16 protein-coding genes are annotated in these 16,276 nt (G+C 68.5%); 7 read left to right on the forward strand and 9 right to left on the reverse strand.

Annotated features, from left to right (window positions below; genetic code table 11):
- Positions 1 to 378 precede the first annotated feature (378 nt).
- The 4 genes from JIG36_RS42215 to JIG36_RS54895 form a co-directional block, all read right to left on the reverse strand.
- Entirely contained in the window at positions 379 to 1,038 is a 660-nt protein-coding gene (locus JIG36_RS42215; protein WP_203382500.1) for a M50 family metallopeptidase, read from the reverse strand.
- A 62-nt stretch (positions 1,039 to 1,100) separates the two neighbouring features.
- On the reverse strand, positions 1,101 to 1,832 hold the full coding sequence (locus JIG36_RS42220; protein WP_203382502.1) for a M50 family metallopeptidase: 732 nt from the start codon (positions 1,830 to 1,832) through the stop codon (positions 1,101 to 1,103).
- A gap of 307 nt (positions 1,833 to 2,139) precedes the next feature.
- Positions 2,140 to 2,352 carry a hypothetical protein gene (locus tag JIG36_RS42225; protein WP_203382504.1) on the reverse strand — a complete coding sequence of 71 codons (213 nt, stop codon included), beginning with the start codon at positions 2,350 to 2,352 and terminating at the stop codon, positions 2,140 to 2,142.
- Positions 2,353 to 2,415: 63 nt separating this feature from the next.
- Positions 2,416 to 5,862, reverse strand: a complete 3,447-nt coding sequence (locus JIG36_RS54895; protein ID WP_498370787.1) for a serine/threonine-protein kinase — start codon at positions 5,860 to 5,862, stop codon at positions 2,416 to 2,418.
- A 101-nt stretch (positions 5,863 to 5,963) separates the two neighbouring features.
- Between JIG36_RS54895 and JIG36_RS42235 the strand changes: the two genes are divergently transcribed.
- The 5 genes from JIG36_RS42235 to JIG36_RS42255 all read left to right on the forward strand — a co-directional run bounded on the left by JIG36_RS42235 (position 5,964) and on the right by JIG36_RS42255 (position 10,105).
- Entirely contained in the window at positions 5,964 to 6,161 is a 198-nt protein-coding gene (locus JIG36_RS42235; RefSeq protein WP_203382506.1) for an acyl-CoA carboxylase subunit epsilon, read from the forward strand.
- A gap of 165 nt (positions 6,162 to 6,326) precedes the next feature.
- The gene (locus JIG36_RS42240; RefSeq protein ID WP_203382508.1) at positions 6,327 to 6,782 is read left to right on the forward strand and encodes a hypothetical protein; all 456 of its coding nucleotides are present in this window, start codon (positions 6,327 to 6,329) and stop codon (positions 6,780 to 6,782) included.
- Positions 6,782 to 8,161 (forward strand): hypothetical protein, encoded by a 1,380-nt coding sequence (locus tag JIG36_RS42245; protein ID WP_203382509.1) that lies wholly within the window; start codon positions 6,782 to 6,784, stop codon positions 8,159 to 8,161. The genes JIG36_RS42240 and JIG36_RS42245 overlap by 1 nt, the downstream gene beginning before the upstream one ends.
- A complete protein-coding gene (locus JIG36_RS42250; RefSeq protein ID WP_203382511.1) occupies positions 8,158 to 9,330 on the forward strand; it encodes a S8 family serine peptidase in 1,173 nt (390 codons plus the stop codon). The genes JIG36_RS42245 and JIG36_RS42250 overlap by 4 nt, the downstream gene beginning before the upstream one ends.
- Before the next feature lie 157 nt (positions 9,331 to 9,487).
- Positions 9,488 to 10,105 carry a Maf family protein gene (locus JIG36_RS42255; protein WP_203382513.1) on the forward strand — a complete coding sequence of 206 codons (618 nt, stop codon included), beginning with the start codon at positions 9,488 to 9,490 and terminating at the stop codon, positions 10,103 to 10,105.
- Positions 10,106 to 10,250: 145 nt separating this feature from the next.
- Here the strand turns inward: JIG36_RS42255 and JIG36_RS42260 are convergent, their stop codons facing one another.
- Genes JIG36_RS42260 through JIG36_RS42270 form a run of 3 tightly spaced genes read right to left on the reverse strand, consistent with a single transcriptional unit; the run spans position 10,251 to position 12,551 of the window.
- Positions 10,251 to 11,006, reverse strand: a complete 756-nt coding sequence (locus JIG36_RS42260; RefSeq protein ID WP_203382515.1) for an ABC transporter permease — start codon at positions 11,004 to 11,006, stop codon at positions 10,251 to 10,253.
- A 3-nt stretch (positions 11,007 to 11,009) separates the two neighbouring features.
- Positions 11,010 to 11,954: an ATP-binding cassette domain-containing protein gene (locus JIG36_RS42265; protein WP_203382517.1), complete on the reverse strand. Its 945-nt coding sequence runs from the start codon at positions 11,952 to 11,954 to the stop codon at positions 11,010 to 11,012.
- A gap of 33 nt (positions 11,955 to 11,987) precedes the next feature.
- Positions 11,988 to 12,551, reverse strand: a complete 564-nt coding sequence (locus JIG36_RS42270; RefSeq protein ID WP_307873134.1) for a PadR family transcriptional regulator — start codon at positions 12,549 to 12,551, stop codon at positions 11,988 to 11,990.
- 22 nt (positions 12,552 to 12,573) lie between these two features.
- Between JIG36_RS42270 and JIG36_RS42275 the strand changes: the two genes are divergently transcribed.
- Positions 12,574 to 14,328, forward strand: a complete 1,755-nt coding sequence (locus tag JIG36_RS42275; RefSeq protein ID WP_203382519.1) for an acetyl/propionyl/methylcrotonyl-CoA carboxylase subunit alpha — start codon at positions 12,574 to 12,576, stop codon at positions 14,326 to 14,328.
- Between the two features lie 240 nt (positions 14,329 to 14,568).
- Here JIG36_RS42275 and JIG36_RS42280 read toward each other — a convergent pair whose 3' ends face one another.
- The gene (locus tag JIG36_RS42280) at positions 14,569 to 15,015 is read right to left on the reverse strand and encodes a DoxX family protein (RefSeq protein ID WP_203382520.1); all 447 of its coding nucleotides are present in this window, start codon (positions 15,013 to 15,015) and stop codon (positions 14,569 to 14,571) included.
- 70 nt (positions 15,016 to 15,085) lie between these two features.
- Between JIG36_RS42280 and JIG36_RS42285 the strand changes: the two genes are divergently transcribed.
- Positions 15,086 to 15,760 (forward strand): TetR/AcrR family transcriptional regulator, encoded by a 675-nt coding sequence (locus JIG36_RS42285; protein ID WP_438870796.1) that lies wholly within the window; start codon positions 15,086 to 15,088, stop codon positions 15,758 to 15,760.
- On the opposite strand, the gene JIG36_RS42290 is transcribed toward JIG36_RS42285, so the two are convergent.
- The gene (locus JIG36_RS42290; RefSeq protein ID WP_203382522.1) at positions 15,737 to 16,276 is read right to left on the reverse strand and encodes a GNAT family N-acetyltransferase; all 540 of its coding nucleotides are present in this window, start codon (positions 16,274 to 16,276) and stop codon (positions 15,737 to 15,739) included. The genes JIG36_RS42285 and JIG36_RS42290 overlap by 24 nt on opposite strands.

Consider the following 16,276-nt stretch of genomic DNA (forward strand, 5'->3'; position numbering starts at 1 on the left):
AGCGGTCCATCGATGCCACCCGGCCCGGCGACAACACCCCCGGATCATGCCAACGACAGGGGCGAAGAGTCATACCGGACCGGGCGACCGAGCCGTCCCCAACGGGGACGATCAAAAAGGTAACGGGGGGGGTAGCGGCTCCTATCCAGAGACCCACCCTCCCAGGGGGACCCCCGCCACCTGCAATTTTACCTGTTTCAGGGGCTGCGGGAGGTCCTCGGCGGCTCCCCTGTGGACAACCCGCTCCCTGTGGACGACGCCACGTTGATCGGACGGCTGTGCTAGGGGCGACTGCGCTGCACACGGCTGCCGCTCCGAGGCCGGCCGTTCCTCAGGGCAGCGCACTTCAACCCCGGCACGCTTTGGGCCGACCGCGTATCAGGCGTTGTGCTGTAACAACAGAACGCCGCCGTAGATCAGCGCGGCCATCGAGCCCAACCAGAACAGTGCGACGAAGAACGCGCTGGACAGACCGGTCGCCTTCTCCAGGTGACCGGTGTCGGCCTCGCCACCCGCCTTCCAGTTGCCATACAGCTCGGGGATCTGCCGCGTGCCGCCCATGAGCAAGAACCAGATCCAGATGTACGTGAACACCAGCTGGACGTCCTCGGTGGCGCGCATGGCGACGGCCCAGACGAGCAACCCGGTCAACGGCACCGCGATGAACCCGAAGAAGTTGCGGACCATCACCAGCAGCATCGCCATCAGCACCAGGGTCATGAGCAGGATGGAGCGCGGGCTGATGCCGTGCACGAGCATCCACGCGCCGGCCAGTCCGAAGATCGACGGGCCGAGGTAACCGGCCAGACCCGCAGCGAGCGTCTGGAACACACCCAGCTTCTCCTGCCGGAAGGACGTCCCACCGGCGCCCTGCGGTTTGACGGTGATGCGTTTGACCAGCAGACCGGTGAGCGAACCGAACATGGCGTGACCGCCCTCGTGGGCGATCGTGATGGCATGCGTCGTGATCTTCCACAGCGGGACGGCCGCGATGAACGCGACGACCGCCGTCGTCCAGGCCAGCCCTGTCTCTTCCATCTCCGGAAGCTAATTCGGCCGGCGTATCCGCCCTATCGACCGTTAAGAGGATCCGATCCGGATCAGACCGTGGCCGGCAACCACTGGCCGGCCAGGAGGAACGCGCCGACCACCAGGGCCACCAGGTTGACGATCAGGAAGAAGCCGACCCAGAACAGCGCCGGTACGTGCGACATGCGCGCGAGTTGGTCGGCGTCGGAGTCGGGCATCCGGCCGCGGCGGCGCAGGGCCTGCAACTCGAACACCGGTCGCACGCCGCCGAAAAGCAGGAACCAGACTCCCACGTACGCGAAAGCCGCCTGCACCTCCGGAGACGCCCACCAGGACACGGCGAAGACGATCGCCCCCGTGACCACCAGCGACAGGACGCCGAACAGATTCCGGATGTTGATCAGCATGAGCAGCAACAGCACGACGGCGAGCCAGAGCAGCAACGTGATCCGGTTGCCACCGAGCAGCCACGCGCCGAGCACACCGACCAGCGACGGCGCGATGTAGCCGCCGAGCAGGGTGAGCATCATGCCCGGTCCGGTCGGCCGCCCCGACGACAGGGTCAGGCCGGACGTGTCGAACTCCAGTCGGATCCCGCGCAGGCGACGCCCGGTGAGCAGGGCGAACAGCGCATGCCCGCCCTCGTGGGCGATCGTGACGGCGTTGCGGGCGATCCGCCAGACCGGCCGGAACGCCACCGCGAGCAGACCGGCCAGCGCCGTGAGCAGCACCAGCAGGCCGGGCGGGTCGGGTTGGGCACCGAGCAGCTTGTCCCAGAGGTCAGTCACACCTTCGATCGACACAGCGCGGAACTGTAGCCGATCCCGCTATGCGCTTCCTGTCACGCGCCCGCGCCAAGCGCCTTTCCCACAAGACATCACACCTATTCCCCCGTACGGCGTCAGGCCCGCTCCCACGCGGCGTCACACCGATTTCCCGTACGGCGTCAAGCGGCCTCATCCGCGGATTCGAGCTCTGCCACGCGCAGTTTCGCGCTACCTCACACGCCGCGCCACGCTCTTTGCAGTGCGGCTACACACCGATTTCCCGTACGCCGTCGCGCGCGCTCGCATGCGGCGCCACACCACCTTCCGTACGAAACATGGCTGATCAGGCGCGACGGCGGGCGGGAGCTTCGGCTGGTTCGGAACGCCGGGAGAGTGAGCGGGCGGCGACCACGCCGCCGGCCAGCACCGCCACCGTGGCGAGAATGGTGAGCATGACCAGCACACCCGCGGCCGCGGTGAGGATGGCGAGGTCGGCTAACGCGACCAGCATCCAGAGGGCCAGCGTGGGTTTCCTGCCGTGGCGTCGGCAGTTCATGTCGCACCTCCGTCCGTGATACCGGATGAACTACCCATTCATCCCGGTTATCACTCGCGAGGGTTACTTCTTGGGCTGAAATCCCTGGTAAAGCAGCTTCAAATCGGACTGGGAGGCCTCCCAGTCGTCGGGCGACACGTACCAGGAGATGGAGTATGCCTGGCTGCCGCTGACGATGATGTTCCGCTTCACCGCGCGCTGTTTGTTGCCGGTCGAGGTGGTGTAGTAGAACTCCCAGTCGACGGACTGCTTGAAGTAGTTCGGCACCACGTCCATGCGGACCTTGCGGTAATCCCGGTAGGCCGACCCGGCCCGGCTGCGCTCCTGCTCCTTGTAGTCCTCGAGCGCATCCGGCTTCGGGCTGTCGGTCTGGTCGATCAACAGGTAGCGGTTGTTCCAGCGAACCTGCGTCTCGCTGCCGGAACGCGAGATGCGGGCGCTCTTGGGCAGCGGGATCTTGAAGCCGGTCGGGTCCGAGTGGATCTCCCACGTGCTGGGCAGACTGAGCGCGGGCGAGGTGGTCGGCGCGGCCGACGAGGGCGCAGGCTTCGAGGTGGCCGCGGCCGAGGCCGGCGCGGAGTTGCCGCCGCCGGTGCTCGGCACCACCGCGGGCGGCTGCGACTGGTTGCTGCCGTCACCGTCGTCGCCGAAGCCGCGACCGATCACCACGACGAGCAGCACGATGACCAGCAGCACGATGCCGCCACCGATCGCGGCCTGGAGGTAGGTGAGCCGGGTGCCGAAGACGGTGACGCCGGGAGTCTGATCGACGGGCATGGGCGCCCAGGCCGGACGGCTCGGCCGGTTGAAGGCGGGAGGCGGCGTCAGGTGGTGGTCGCCCGCGTCCTCCGGGTCGTCGTCCTCCGGGGCCGGTCGCTTCACCGGCTCGGCGATCTTGGTGGTCTTGTCGGCCAGGGCGGCCGCCGCCAGGGTCGTGGTCGCCTCGACCTCGTCCTGCTTCGGCGCCGCTTCCTCGGCCTTCTCCGCCGCTGCCGGCTTTGTCGCCGTTGCCTTGGCCGCCGGCTCGGAAATCTTGGTCGTCTTGTCGGCCAGAGCAGCCGCCGCCAGAGTCGTGGTCGCCTCGACCTCGTCCTGCTTCGGCGCCGGCTCCTCGACCTTCTCCGCCGCGGCCGGCTCGGGCTTCTTCTCGGGCTCAGCCTTCTTCGCGGGAGCGGCGGGCGCCTGGTCGGCCTCGATCCGGGACGCCTCGGCGTTCGTCCCCTCGGTCGCCTTGCCCTCGGTCGCCTTGCCGTCTGCGGCCTCTGCCTCGATCGGCTCGGCCCCGGCGGCGCTACTCGCGGCTGGTCCCGATCCGGCGACGTTCCCGGCCGCGGCCGACCCGGCGGCCAGAACGCCGCTCGCGGCGGACTTCTCCGCCCCGGGCTTCCCGGGCTCGTCGTCGGCGGTCTTCGGCGGTGCCGTGTTGGTCAGCTTCGTCTTGGCCGGGGTCATCTTCTTGGCAGGTGCTGACTTCGCGGGAGTGTTCTTGGCCGGGCTCACGACCTGGGTCGCGTCCTGGGCTCCCTTTTGCCGGGCGGGCGCCTCGGGGCTGGTCTTCGGCTCGCTCGCGGCCTTGTCTCCGGCCGCCGTCCCGCTTCCGGACGCAGTCTTGCTGTCGGGCGCAATCTCGCTGTCGGCCCCGGTCGCGGTGTCGCTTCCGGTCGTCCCGCTCCGGGTCTCGGCCTTGCTCTCCGGCGCCGTCGTCGACTTGTCGTCCGCCGTCTCGCTGCTGGGCGTCGTCTCGTCCGCCGTCTTGCCGCCGGGCGTCGTCTCGCCCGCCGTCTTGCCGCCGGGCGCCGTCTCGCCCGGCGCCGTCTCGCCGGCCGGCTTGGCCGAGGGCGGGGCCGCGATCCTGGTCGTACGGTCGACCGGCTCCGAGATCTTGGTGGTCGGGTCGACCGGCGCGGAGATCTTCGTGGTCTGGTCGGTCTCGGCAGGCGCGGCCTTGGCTGGGGCCTGCTTCTCCGGGCGCTTCGCCGGGAACGCGATCCTGGTCGTGGGCTCGGCCTTGTCCGGGCTCGGCATTTTCGGCTTGGCGGGCGTCTCCGGCTTCAGGTCGGGGAGCGGGATCAACGCCGTGGCCTCGGCCAGCGACCTCTCGTGCTCGGGAGCGGCCTTCTTGCGACGGTTCGCGGCGACGTCGGCCGCCGTGAAGCCCGCCTGCGTCCCTCGGGCCGTACGGGAAAGGCCGCCTGATCGCGCCGGATCGGGCGACGCCGGCGGGCCGACAACCGTGGTTCGATCGTCTGGAACCGGAGGGCCGTCGACGCGCGTGGCGTCCACCTTGGGCCCGTCGACGCGGGTGGCGTCCATGCGCGGGTCGACCTTGGGAGCGTCGACCCGGGTCGCGTCCATGCGCGGATCGACCTTGGGCGTGTCGACCCGGGTGGGCGTCTCGGCGGCGGGACGGTTGCGGGCGGGCGGTTCGGTGGCCGGGCGACGCCGGGCCGGCTGCTCGGTCGGGCGGCTGACCGGGGCCTTGCCCGGCGCGAAGATCGGCGGACGGCCCTCGCCGGCACCGGGACGCCCCGGGGTGACCGGCGGACCGGCCGGACTGCTGGGCCGGGCCACCGGAGGACGGGGACCGGGCACAACCGGCGTCGAAGCGGTGCCACTGGTCAGCGCGCCCCGGTCGCGGCCCACACCCGGGCGGCGCATGGTCGGGCTCATCGGGAAGCTCAGCTTGGACCGGCGGCCGGCCGCGCGCAGCAGCAGGCGCTCGGCCTCCTCGGCGTTGATCCGGTGCGTCGGGTCCTTGCGCAGAAGACCGTTGAGCACGGGCTTGAGCGGGCCGGCGTTGCGCGCGGGCGGCGGGTTCTCGGTGGCCAGGGCGGCCAGCGTGGCGATCGCGGAGGGGCGCGCGAACGGCGAGGCACCCTCGACGGCGGCGTAGAGCGTGGCGCCCAGGGACCAGAGGTCGGCGGCGGGTCCGGCCGAGCCGTCACGGGCGCGCTCCGGCGCGATGTAGGCCGGGGAGCCGAGCACCAGGCCCGTACGCGTGACGTTGGGGTCGCCCGGCACGGTGGCCAGGCCGAAGTCGGTGAGCACGACCCGCCCGTCGGCGCCGATCAGCACGTTGCCCGGTTTGACGTCGCGGTGCACGACTCCGGCCCGGTGGGCGGCGCGCAGCGCGTTGAGCACGCCCAGGCCGATCTCGGCCGTACGGACCGCGCTGAAGGGGCCGTCGGCGGCGAGCGTGTCCTGCAGCGAGCGGGACGGCACGTACTCCATGACGATCCACGGGTCGGCGTCCGTGCGCAGCACGTCGAAGACGCGGACCACGTTGATGTTGTTGAGCCGGGCGATCGCGCGGGCCTCACGCAGCGAACGCTCGCGCATCTCCTGCCGCTCGCCCGGGGTCAGGCCAGGCGGAGGCACCAGCTCCTTGATGGCGACCTCACGGTGCAGGACGACATCGGTCGCCCGCCAGACGCGACCCATCCCGCCCTGACCGAGCGGCGCGACAAGCCGGTAACGGTCAGCGACTACGAGCGGGGGAGAGGAAGACATCACGGAGAAAATACCCGGTCATGTCGAGCGACAGCGAATCGATCAGCCGAGTGTGGGATGCGTGTCACCGGATCTCCCCCACAACGTCGTACGCTCGGTCAATGGATACGGAACCGCTGGTCAGCGTCGTGCGCGGCGAACCGACCGCCGAAGAGCTGGCCGCGCTGGTCACAGTCCTGGTCGCCGCATCCAGCAGAGTGGATGACCAGTCCCCCGAGCCGGCACCCTCGGCGTGGGCCCGCTCCGCACGCCCGTCGATGGCTCCGTCATCCTGGCGGGCGTCGGCTCTACCTCGCTAGATCATCCTCCATCACTGTCCACAGGGTCCCCCGTGCTGGCAGTGACCGACTACTCTCACAGACGCTTCGCGTACTTGTGTTGGGTTTTCGGAAGTTGGCTTGACGGTCGCTGAGACAACAAGGCGACCGGCCTGGCCGGCGGTTGTTTGGTCGGGGGAGACGCAGATGATTCCTGAGGAGGACCGCGGTCCCGCATGGCTGCGTGACTACGGAACAACAGACTTCGGCGCGATCGAGGCCGACATCCAGGCCATGGAACAGTTCGCAGCCAAGCTGGCCGCCAACGTGAAAGACAGCTACGCCCCTCACATGGCCAGCGTCTCCGAGTCGATGGGGGCGCCGCTGCCCAGCCCGCCCGCCGGGTTCGTCGAGCTCACGTCCTTCCTGACGGCGCACAACCAGGCGCAGGATGTCACCCACCAGAACGTCTACAACTACGCGAACGGCACTCAGGGTTTCGCCACCGCGGCCACCGAGGTCAGCAAGCAATACAGCGGTTCCGACGCGTTCTCGCACGCCCGGGTGGCCGACGTGAACCGGGCCATGGACAGCGTGGGCATCCCCGGGCCGACCGACAGCTATCCCTCGACCTCCACCTCGACCGGCGAGGGAGACGTCTGATGCTGGCAGCAAGCGGCGGCGGCGGAGCCGGCGGCACGCCCTGGGGCCTGATGACCGTCCAGGCGATGCAGCAGTACATCCAGAACCCCGACACCGACAAGCACTACGAGCTGCTGACGGGTTGGCAGCGTTCCGCCGACCTGATCAACGAGCACCGCTGGCAGGTGACGAACTACCGCGACAACTTGGCCGCGGTATGGCCGCCGGAGACGAACAAGGCGTCCGAGGCATACATCAACCGCCTCAACGAGCTGATCGACAACCTCGACGACACGTACGAGGCCACGATCGCCAACCACGACGCCTTCGCCCGCGCGACACTCTCCATCAGCCTCGCCCAGAAGGACATGGACGAGATCGCCCGGGAGTACCTGGCCAACGAACAGGCGCTGACCACGTTCACCGCCCAGCAGCAGAACGCAAGCGGCCAGCCCACACCCAGCCCAAGCCCCAGCGGCGAGCAGCCCCCGGTGGCTCCGGGCCGCCAGGAGGAGCTGCACCAGAGGGCCGTAACCCTCCTGAGCGGCGTAAGCGCAGACCTGGCTCAGGCCCAGCTCAGCGTCCGCACCCCGACTCCCTACAGGCCGGGCCGCATCATCGGCGACGAAACAACGCTGAACGACGGAGGCAGCTACACAGCGCCCCCGATTCCGCCGATTACACCTATTACGGGAGATTCGGGCACGAGCTCGTCGTCTTCAACCAGGCCGACGACCGTATTTCCGACATCAAACACTCCCACTCCGCCAGCGCCGCAACCGACCGTTACGCCTCAGCCTGGGCTCGTATTGGGCGGCACATCACCAACGCCGGTCACCGGCCTACCTCCAACTGCGACGCCCTTCCCGTCCACACTTCCGACCGGGGCGCCTGGGCCGATTACCAGTCCCGGCTTACTCCCTCCGGGCGTAAACGGCTTCCTTCCGGGCGGTTCTGGCGCGATACCGCCGAATGCCAACAATGTTTCACGCGGCGTTCCTGCACCTCGGGAGTCGATGGTCCGACCTGGAATGTCGCCTGCCGCTCCCGGCCTCCACGCAATGCCGCCTGGAGGCATGATCGGTGCCCCCGGGGTCGGGATCGGGCAGCCTGCGACGGCGCGACCGGGTGGAGCGCGCGTAAACCCAGTCGGTGGTGTCATCGGAGGAACTAGCCCCCATGCCGGACTCGGCGGGCGAGGCGTTCCGACGGGGGAGCGCGCGGGGCAGCAAAGCGCCTACGGTCAGCCACTCGGGCGCTCGACAAACCGAAGCGATCGAGACGACAGCAAGCATTGGGATCCAGACAATCCATGGCAGACCGAAGAGGGCGTTGCCCCCATCGTTCTACCAGCCCGCGAGCAGCGAGTTGATCCAGGACCAGCGATCGGCCTAAGTTGACCGCGAAAAGTCACCGCATAGTCTCCGGAGCTGTCGCACTGGCGATCGCGGCCGTAGCCCCGGCAGCTCCGGCAAGAGCCGACAGTTTCCGGAATGACCAGTGGTACCTAAAGACACTTCAGATATCAAAAGCACATGCCATCAGCACCGGCAATGGAATAACCGTCGCAGTTGTCGACAGCGGGTCCGCACCACATCCCGACATTAGAAATAACCTTTTAGCCGGGGCGAATCTTATTCCAGGGTCAAAGGGTGATGGGCGGATAGATTCAGCTGGCCATGGAACTAACATGGCCGCGATCATCGCCGCTCATGGGAGGAACAACAACGACGGCGTTCTCGGGATCGCACCCCGGGCTGAAATATTGCCAGTTAAGATCACCAATAGCGGGAATCAGATCTCGGCCGAGACAATGGGTCGCGGAGTCAAATGGGCGGCCGACCAAGGCGCAGAGGTGATAAACGTCTCTGCACAAACGGGGCCCGGATTCGAGTTGATCAACTCCGTCAAGTCCGCAATTCAAAATAACATCGTCGTCGTGGCCGGCGTTGGCAACAAGAGCTCCCAGGCAATTATCGCATACCCGGCAGCAATCGACGGCGTGCTCGTTGTCGGCGCAATCGATCGAAACGGGAAACGCGCCAGCTTCTCCGTCACCGACCGTAAAATTCAACTGTGCGCACCAGGCGTAGATATAACCACTGCCGAGCCTCAGCGCAAATACGTCGATGTCGACGGCACGTCGGCGGCTACTGCCGTAGTGTCAGGCGCCGTCGCGCTAGTTCGAGCCAAGTTTCCCGATCTATCTCAGGCCGAAGTTATACATCGGCTTACTGCGACTGCGGATGATATTGGGCCTCCCGGGCGGGACGATGAATGTGGGTTTGGGCGCCTCAATATTGTTCGAGCGTTGACCGCCGACGTGGCGCCCCTTGGCAGTGGGACCTCCGCGCCAGCAAGTGGAGGGGTGGCCTCCGGTAGTTCTACTAGTGCGCCTGGGGCTATTCGACCTGAGTTTGCCTCGCCGGCGCCTACTGGGAACGCGGCTGAGGCTGAGAGTGCGGGGAACGGCAGCGTGTTGCTGTTTGGGGGGCTTGCCGGCGTTGTGGCGGCGGGCGCCCTCGTGCTTGCGCTTGTGCTTCGGCGTCGCGGGCGGGGGCGCGTCTGAAGGGTCGGCGATAGCGGCGCGCACGCTGGTATCGGCGGGACCCGCGTGCGCGGTCGGACCCCGCGCTTCGGCTGAACTAACAAAAGCGCATATAAGCGGTCACGAAACGCCGCTCTGTGTGCGGGCTGGGTGTGGGTGGGGCTTGTAGCCTCGGGTCGTGGACAAGGACATCGCGTACCGGCTGATTCTTGCCTCGGCCAGCCCGGCGAGGCGTGGGCTGCTCAGTGCGGCTGGCATTGAGGCCGAAGTCATGGTCAGCGGCGTGGATGAGTCGGTTGTGCAGGCCGAGGATGCGTACACGCTCTGTCTCGCCCTGGCCCGCATGAAAGCGCGCGCCATCGCGGCTCAGCTCAACGCGGATCCGGGGGTTGTGGTTCTCGGGTGTGACTCCGTGCTGGCCTTCGAGGATGAGGTGTTCGGCAAACCGGCCAACGCCGAAGAAGCCACGACCCGGTGGAAGCGCATGCGCGGCAAGTCGGGCGTGCTGCACACGGGCCACCACGTGACGAGTCTGGTGACCGGCAAGCAGGCCGAAGCCGTGGGTACGACCACGGTGCATTTCGCGGACATCAGTGATGACGAGATCGCGGCGTACGTCGCAAGCGGGGAACCTCTGCAGGTGGCCGGCTCGTTCACGCTGGACGGTCGCGGGGGCGCCTTCGTGGATCGGATCGAAGGCGACCCCGGCAACGTCATCGGGTTGTCCCTTCCGCTGCTGCGCAACCTGCTCGCGGAGATGGGCGTCCCCTACATCAAGCTGTGGAACCGGGACTGACGAAAAGCTGCGAACCGCGACTGACGAAAAGCTGCGAACCGCGACTGACGAAAAGCCGCGGACCGGGGCGGACGAAAAAGCTGCGGACCGGAACGGAAAGGCCGCGCAGCCGGGAGCAGCGGAGGGCCGCAGGACCGGGACGGGACTAACGGACGCTCCGCGCGAACTCGCGCGCCGCCCAAGCGACGGCCAGCACCGCCAGCACGGCCATGATCAGGAGGCCCTGCCAGACGTCCGGCGCGCCGAGGTCGCCTCGGAACAGGGCTCGTGTGCCGTTGACCGCCCACGAGAACGGGTTCCAGTCGGCCACGCCCTGCAACCAGCCGGGGGCGAACGTGAGCGGAAGCAGGATGCCGCTGAGCAGAAGCACCGGCTGGGCGACCGTGTTCATCAGCGGCGCCAGCGCGTCCTCGCTCTTGACCACGAGCGCCACGCCGTAACTGACCGCCGATGTCATCAGCGAGATCAGAGCCAGCATCAGGTATGCCAGCAGCAGGTTGCCCAGGAACACGCGCAGGTCGAACACCAGCGCCAGCAGCGTGATGATCACGGCTTGGGCGATCAGCGAGACGACGTCGCGCAGTGAGCGGCCCAGCAGCAGGGCGACGCGGCTGACCGGTGTCACGCGGGAGCGTTCGATCACGCCCGCGCGCAGTTCGGCGATCAGGCCGAAGCCCTGGAACAGGCCGCCGAAGATGGCGAGCAGGACCAACAGACCGGGGACGAAAATTTCGTACGCCTCGGCGTCCGTGCTCACCCCGAGGGCCGGTTTGAGCAGCGGCGCGAACAGCAGCAGGTACATGACCGGCTGGAAGACGCCGACCAGGATCCACACGGGATTGCGCAGCAGCAGCTGCATCTGCCGGTTGAAGATCAGTGAGATGTCGCGTAGCAGCTTCATGGCTCAGCTCTCCCGCAGCGATCGGCCGGTCTTGGTGAGGAACACGTCGTCGAGGCTGGGGCGGTGCAGCTCGACGGTGCCGAGCGGGACGTCGGCCGCGTCGAGGGCGCGCAGGATCTGCGGGATCGCCACCGCGCCGTCCTCCACATAGAGGCGCACGTTGTCGTCGTACGTGTCGAACTTGTAGCCCTCGAGCGCCTCGGCCGCCGCCGCAATGGATGAAGCGGGCAGCCCGACCCGGACGACGTCGCCCGAGATCTCGCGTTTCAGGTCAGCCGGCGTGCCCGAGGCGACGATCTCGCCGTTGTCCATGATGGAGATCCGGTCGCAGAGCGCGTCGGCCTCGTCGAGGTAGTGGGTCGTGATGAAGACGGTCATGCCCTCCGCACGCAGCCGTCTGATCTCGTCCCACATATGGGCCCGGCTCTGCGGGTCGAGGCCCGTGGTCGGCTCGTCGAGGAAGACGACCTTGGGCTCGTGGATGATGCCGAGCGCGATGTCGACCCGCCGCCGCTGGCCGCCTGAGTACGTCTTGCACTTGCGGTCCGCGTAATCGCTGAGCTGGAAACCCTTGAGGACGCGCTCGGCCCGCTGGTGGGCGACGGTCTTGGACACGCCGTACAGCCGGGCCTGGAGGATCAGTTCCTCCCGCGCGGTCGAGTCGTCCCAGGTGCTGCCGCCCTGGGCGACGTAGCCGATGCGCCGGCGCACCTCGCCCGGATCGCTGCGCAGGTCGGCGCCCGCGATGGTGGCCGTGCCGTCGTCGGGCACGATCAGCGTGGCGAGCATCCGCAGCGTGGTGGTCTTGCCGGCCCCGTTCGGACCGAGGAAGCCGAAGATCTCGCCTTCGGCGACGTTGAGGTCGACACCGCGTACGGCCTCGACGGTCTTCTTTTCGCGCCCCTGGCGCGAGGTGAACGACTTGCGCAAGCCGCGAGTCTCTATCATGTCCCGCAGCCTACGACCGTCAAGTTTTACTAGTCAAACTTGATTATGGAACCAGTTGCCGTCCGATTCCTCGATCCGTACGGCCGTCCGCTCGCACCAGGCGATCTCGGCCTCGGCCATGGCGATGCTGCGCTCCCACATCCAGCTCACGTAGACCGGCTTGTTGTCGGCCCAGTCCGCCTTGGTCATGGCCTCGAGATGGTGCACGGCCGCGCGCAGCTGGGTCGCCCGGTTGTGCAACGCGGCCACGGTCTCCTCGCGCGGCAGGCCGGGCAGGAACGAGAAAGCCGCCATGAACGGGTCGGGACCGGGAGCGAGGGTCCACCAGCCGTTCCGGAGCAGCGATTCGAACTCGGCCTTGCCTTTTTCGGTGATTCCGTACGTCGTACGAGCCGGTCGCGCCCCGACCTGTTCGGTGGCGACCTCGCGCAGCAGGCCCTCGTCGGTCATTTTGCGGAGAGCGTGATAGATCGACCCGGGCTGTACGTTCGCCCACTTGTCGGCGCTCCAGCTCAACAGCTCACGCCGTACGTCGTAGCCGTGCACCGGCTCCATCCAGCCGACCAGACCAAGGATCATCATGCGCGTTGCGGACACTCTGTCAGCGTAAGCTCAGCCCGTGCGCAAGGTATTGATCGCCAACCGTGGCGAGATCGCCGTCCGGGTCATCCGGGCCTGCCAGGACGCCGGACTGACCAGCGTCGCCGTCTACGCCGACAGCGACCGTGACGCGCTGCCGGCCCGGCTCGCCGACGAGGCGTACGCGCTGGAGGGCGAGACTGCGGGCGAGACCTACCTGCGCATCGACAAGCTGCTCGACGTCGCCGCGCGGGCCGGGGCCGACGCGGTCCACCCCGGGTACGGCTTCCTGTCCGAGAACGCCGAGTTCGCGCAGGCCGTGATCGACGCCGGCCTGACCTGGATCGGCCCCACCCCGCAGGCCATCCGCGACCTGGGCGACAAGGTCACCGCGCGGCACATCGCGCAGCGGGCCGGGGCGCCGCTGGTGCCGGGCACGCCCGAGCCGGTTCAGGACGCGGCCGAGATCGTCGCGTTCGCCGAGCAGCACGGCCTGCCCGTGGCGATCAAGGCAGCGTTCGGTGGCGGTGGCCGCGGCCTCAAGGTGGCGCGCACCATCGACGAGATTCCCGCGCTGTTCGAGAGCGCGACCCGCGAGGCGGTGGCCGCGTTCGGGCGGGGCGAGTGCTTCGTCGAGCGCTACCTCGACCGTCCGAGGCACGTCGAGGCCCAGGTGCTGGCCGACACGCACGGCAACGTGGTCGTCGTCGGCACCCGTGACTGCTCGCTCCAGCGCCGCCACCAGAAGCTGGTCGAGGAGGCGCCGGCCCCGTTCCTCACCGACGAGCAGCGCGCGTCCATCCACTCCAGCGCCAAGGCGATCTGCCGCGAGGCCGGCTACCACGGCGCCGGTACGGTCGAATACCTCGTAGGCCAGGACGGCACCATCTCGTTCCTCGAGGTCAACACCCGTCTGCAGGTCGAGCACCCGGTGAGCGAGGAGACGGCCGGCCTCGACCTCGTCCGCGAGCAGTTCCGCATCGCCGACGGCGAGACGCTGGAAATCACCGAAGACCCGGCCCCGCGCGGCCACTCCATCGAGTTCCGCATCAACGGCGAGGACCCGGGCCGCAATTTCCTGCCCGCTCCCGGCACGGTCGAGACGCTCACGTGGCCCTCCGGCCCGGGCGTGCGGGTCGACGCCGGGGTCGAGGCGGGCAGTGTCATCGGAGGCAACTTCGACTCCCTGCTGGCAAAGATCATTGTTTCCGGCCGTACGAGGGAAGAGGCCCTGGAACGCTCCCGGCGCGTTCTCGACGAGACCGTGGTGACGGGGATCGCGACCGTGCTCCCGTTCCACCGCGCGGTCGTCCGTGACGAGGCCTTCACCACGGAACCGTTCACAGTCCACACACGATGGATCGAGACCGAGTGGGCGGGCGGCGTCGAGCCGTTCACCGGTGGCGCCGCGGCCTCGGGCGCCGATGACGAGCGCTCGACGGTCGTGGTCGAGGTGGGCGGCAAGCGGCTCGAGGTCCGCGTGCCGGCGAGTCTGCTTCAAGGCGGTCCCGCCGCCCCCAAGCCGGGCCGGCCCTCGTCGCGACGCTCGCGCGCCGGCGCCAAGGCGGCCCAGGCGGGTGGGGCCGCGGCTCTGACCGCGCCGATGCAGGGGACGATCGTGAAGGTCGCGGTGGCCGACGGTGACACGGTTTCCGAGGGAGACGTGGTCGTCGTGGTCGAGGCCATGAAGATGGAGCAGCCGCTGCAGGCCCACAAGGACGGTGTCGTGTCCGGGCTGTCCCTGACGGTCGGCGAGACGGTCACGGCCGGAATCGTGGTCTGCACCATCGACTGAGGCCGACTCGCACTCGGTCTTTCGAAAACGGCACGGACGTACGGGCCTCGGATGCCCCGGCGGTGAACAGCGCTGATGCCGGGGTGCTCGTAAGCGTCGTTGTCCACAATTCCCGGCTGTCCACAGGCCGAGGGCCCGCGGATCTCGAAGATCGGCCAAATCCGGGATAATGGGCGGTGGAGGGGGCCCCCGGTGGAGGGCGGGCCCCCGTCTGGCGTGTCGGGGATGTCGGGCGTGTTTTCAGCCGCCGACTGCCACCGCCACGGCTGCGGCGATGAACAGCAGCTGCATCGGGATCCGTGCGGCCAACGGGGTCACGGGCCGACCGCCCAGCTCCAGGTGACGGCGCGCGGCCGAGACGTTCGCCGGGAACATCACCACCATCAGCAGGGCCAGACAAGCCCCGGCCAGCCGGGCCGTCGTCGGCAGCAACAGGCCCGCGGCGCCGGCCAGTTCGAGCACACCGGTCACGGTAACCAGCAGCGCGGGGTTGGGCAGCGCGGGCGGGACCATCGCGATCAGACCCTCGCGCCGGCCCAGGCCGAAGTGGGCCAGGCCGGTCAGCACGAACATCAGGGCCAGGCCGACCCTCAGGGCGGGCCACCAGCCGTCCAGGGCGTCGACGCCAACCAGGCCGACCAGCCGGGCCAGCGCGCTGCCGGCGATCAGGGCGATCAAGGGAGCCATCAGCCGTTCTCCAATCTTGTCGCTGTAAAGATTGCTCCTAGCGACGCCATCTTGTCAATGGCTAGATAGGATGCGCGGTATGGCTTACCACCACGGTGATCTTCGGCGGGTGCTGCTCGAGGCGACCGCTGAGGCGATCGAGGAGAACGGGGTCGCGGCGCTGAGCATGCGTGACCTGGCCCGGCGGGCGGGGGTGTCGCACGCGGCGCCGACCCACCACTTCGGTGACAAGGCAGGGTTGCTCACGGCGTTCGCGGCTGAGGGGTACGAGCAACTGGCCCAGGAACTGGCCGGCGGCAGCTTCCTCGAGATGGGGGTGGCCTATGTGCGGTTCGCGCTCACGCGGCGGGCCCAGTTCGAGGTCATGTACCGGCCCGATCTCTATCACGCCGACGATCCGGCCCTGGTGGCCGCGCGCGCCAAGTCGGCCGAGGCGCTCTACGACCGCGCGGAGCACGGCAACCAGAAAAGCGCGGGAGACGGCATCCAGAGCGACGCGCGGAACGGCAACCAGAAAGACGCAAGGATCACGGGGCAGGCCGGCTGGTCGATCGCGCACGGCTTCGCGACGCTCTGGCTCTCGGGCGCCTTCCCCGACCGCGACCAGGACCCGATCGCCCTCGCCCGAGCCTTGTTCCAAGAGCTGAACCGGGCCCCAGAAGATCTCAACCGGACCCCGGAAGACGTGGACCGCGGCCCAGAAGAACCGGACCCGGACGAGCTAGACCGGGACCCAGAAGCGTAGTTTCTCGTCGAGCCGCCGCGTGGGCACCCCACCGTTGCGCTCGATCGTGCGACGCGACGCCTCGTTGTCGAAGTCGCAGGTCACCAGCACCTGGGACAACCCGAGCGCGGCCGCGATGGGCTTGCACGCGGCCAGCATGGCGGTGGCGTGCCCCTTCCGGCGGGCCCCGGGCCGCACGTCGTAGCCGATGTGGCCGTTGCGTTCCCCGGCGAGACCGGGCGCGAGCCGATGCCGGATGTTCAGGCGCCCCAGGTATTCGGGGCCGTCGAGCCACCACAGCACCGTCGTCGGCACGAAGCCGACCGGGCGGGGCGTCTCCTCCAGGCGTTGCGCGCGCAGGTAGCCGACGAAGCGGGCGAACCCGGCCGGCGTCGACCACGTGGACGCGTACGCGCGAAGGTCGTTGCCGATGTTGCTGAAGTCGTCGAACCCACCCCGGCCGTCGGCCACGTATTCGTCCATGGCGACGAGGAAGGACTCGCGAGCGTCGACTGTGGGCGGAACGAGCTCAGGCAC

Source organism: Paractinoplanes ovalisporus, assembly GCF_016834655.1.
Classification (GTDB): Bacteria; Actinomycetota; Actinomycetes; order Mycobacteriales; family Micromonosporaceae; genus Actinoplanes; species Actinoplanes ovalisporus.

Coding starts and splice junctions, on each gene's coding strand:
- JIG36_RS42215 (WP_203382500.1), bottom strand. CDS start 1,038: ATGGAAGAGACAGGGCTGGCCTGGACGACGGCGGTCGTCGCGTTCATC.
- JIG36_RS42225 (WP_203382504.1), bottom strand. CDS start 2,352: ATGAACTGCCGACGCCACGGCAGGAAACCCACGCTGGCCCTCTGGATG.
- JIG36_RS54895 (WP_498370787.1), bottom strand. CDS start 5,862: ATGTCTTCCTCTCCCCCGCTCGTAGTCGCTGACCGTTACCGGCTTGTC.
- JIG36_RS42235 (WP_203382506.1), top strand. CDS start 5,964: ATGGATACGGAACCGCTGGTCAGCGTCGTGCGCGGCGAACCGACCGCC.
- JIG36_RS42240 (WP_203382508.1), top strand. CDS start 6,327: ATGATTCCTGAGGAGGACCGCGGTCCCGCATGGCTGCGTGACTACGGA.
- JIG36_RS42245 (WP_203382509.1), top strand. CDS start 6,782: ATGCTGGCAGCAAGCGGCGGCGGCGGAGCCGGCGGCACGCCCTGGGGC.
- JIG36_RS42260 (WP_203382515.1), bottom strand. CDS start 11,006: ATGAAGCTGCTACGCGACATCTCACTGATCTTCAACCGGCAGATGCAG.
- JIG36_RS42265 (WP_203382517.1), bottom strand. CDS start 11,954: ATGATAGAGACTCGCGGCTTGCGCAAGTCGTTCACCTCGCGCCAGGGG.
- JIG36_RS42280 (WP_203382520.1), bottom strand. CDS start 15,015: ATGGCTCCCTTGATCGCCCTGATCGCCGGCAGCGCGCTGGCCCGGCTG.
- JIG36_RS42285 (WP_438870796.1), top strand. CDS start 15,086: ATGCGCGGTATGGCTTACCACCACGGTGATCTTCGGCGGGTGCTGCTC.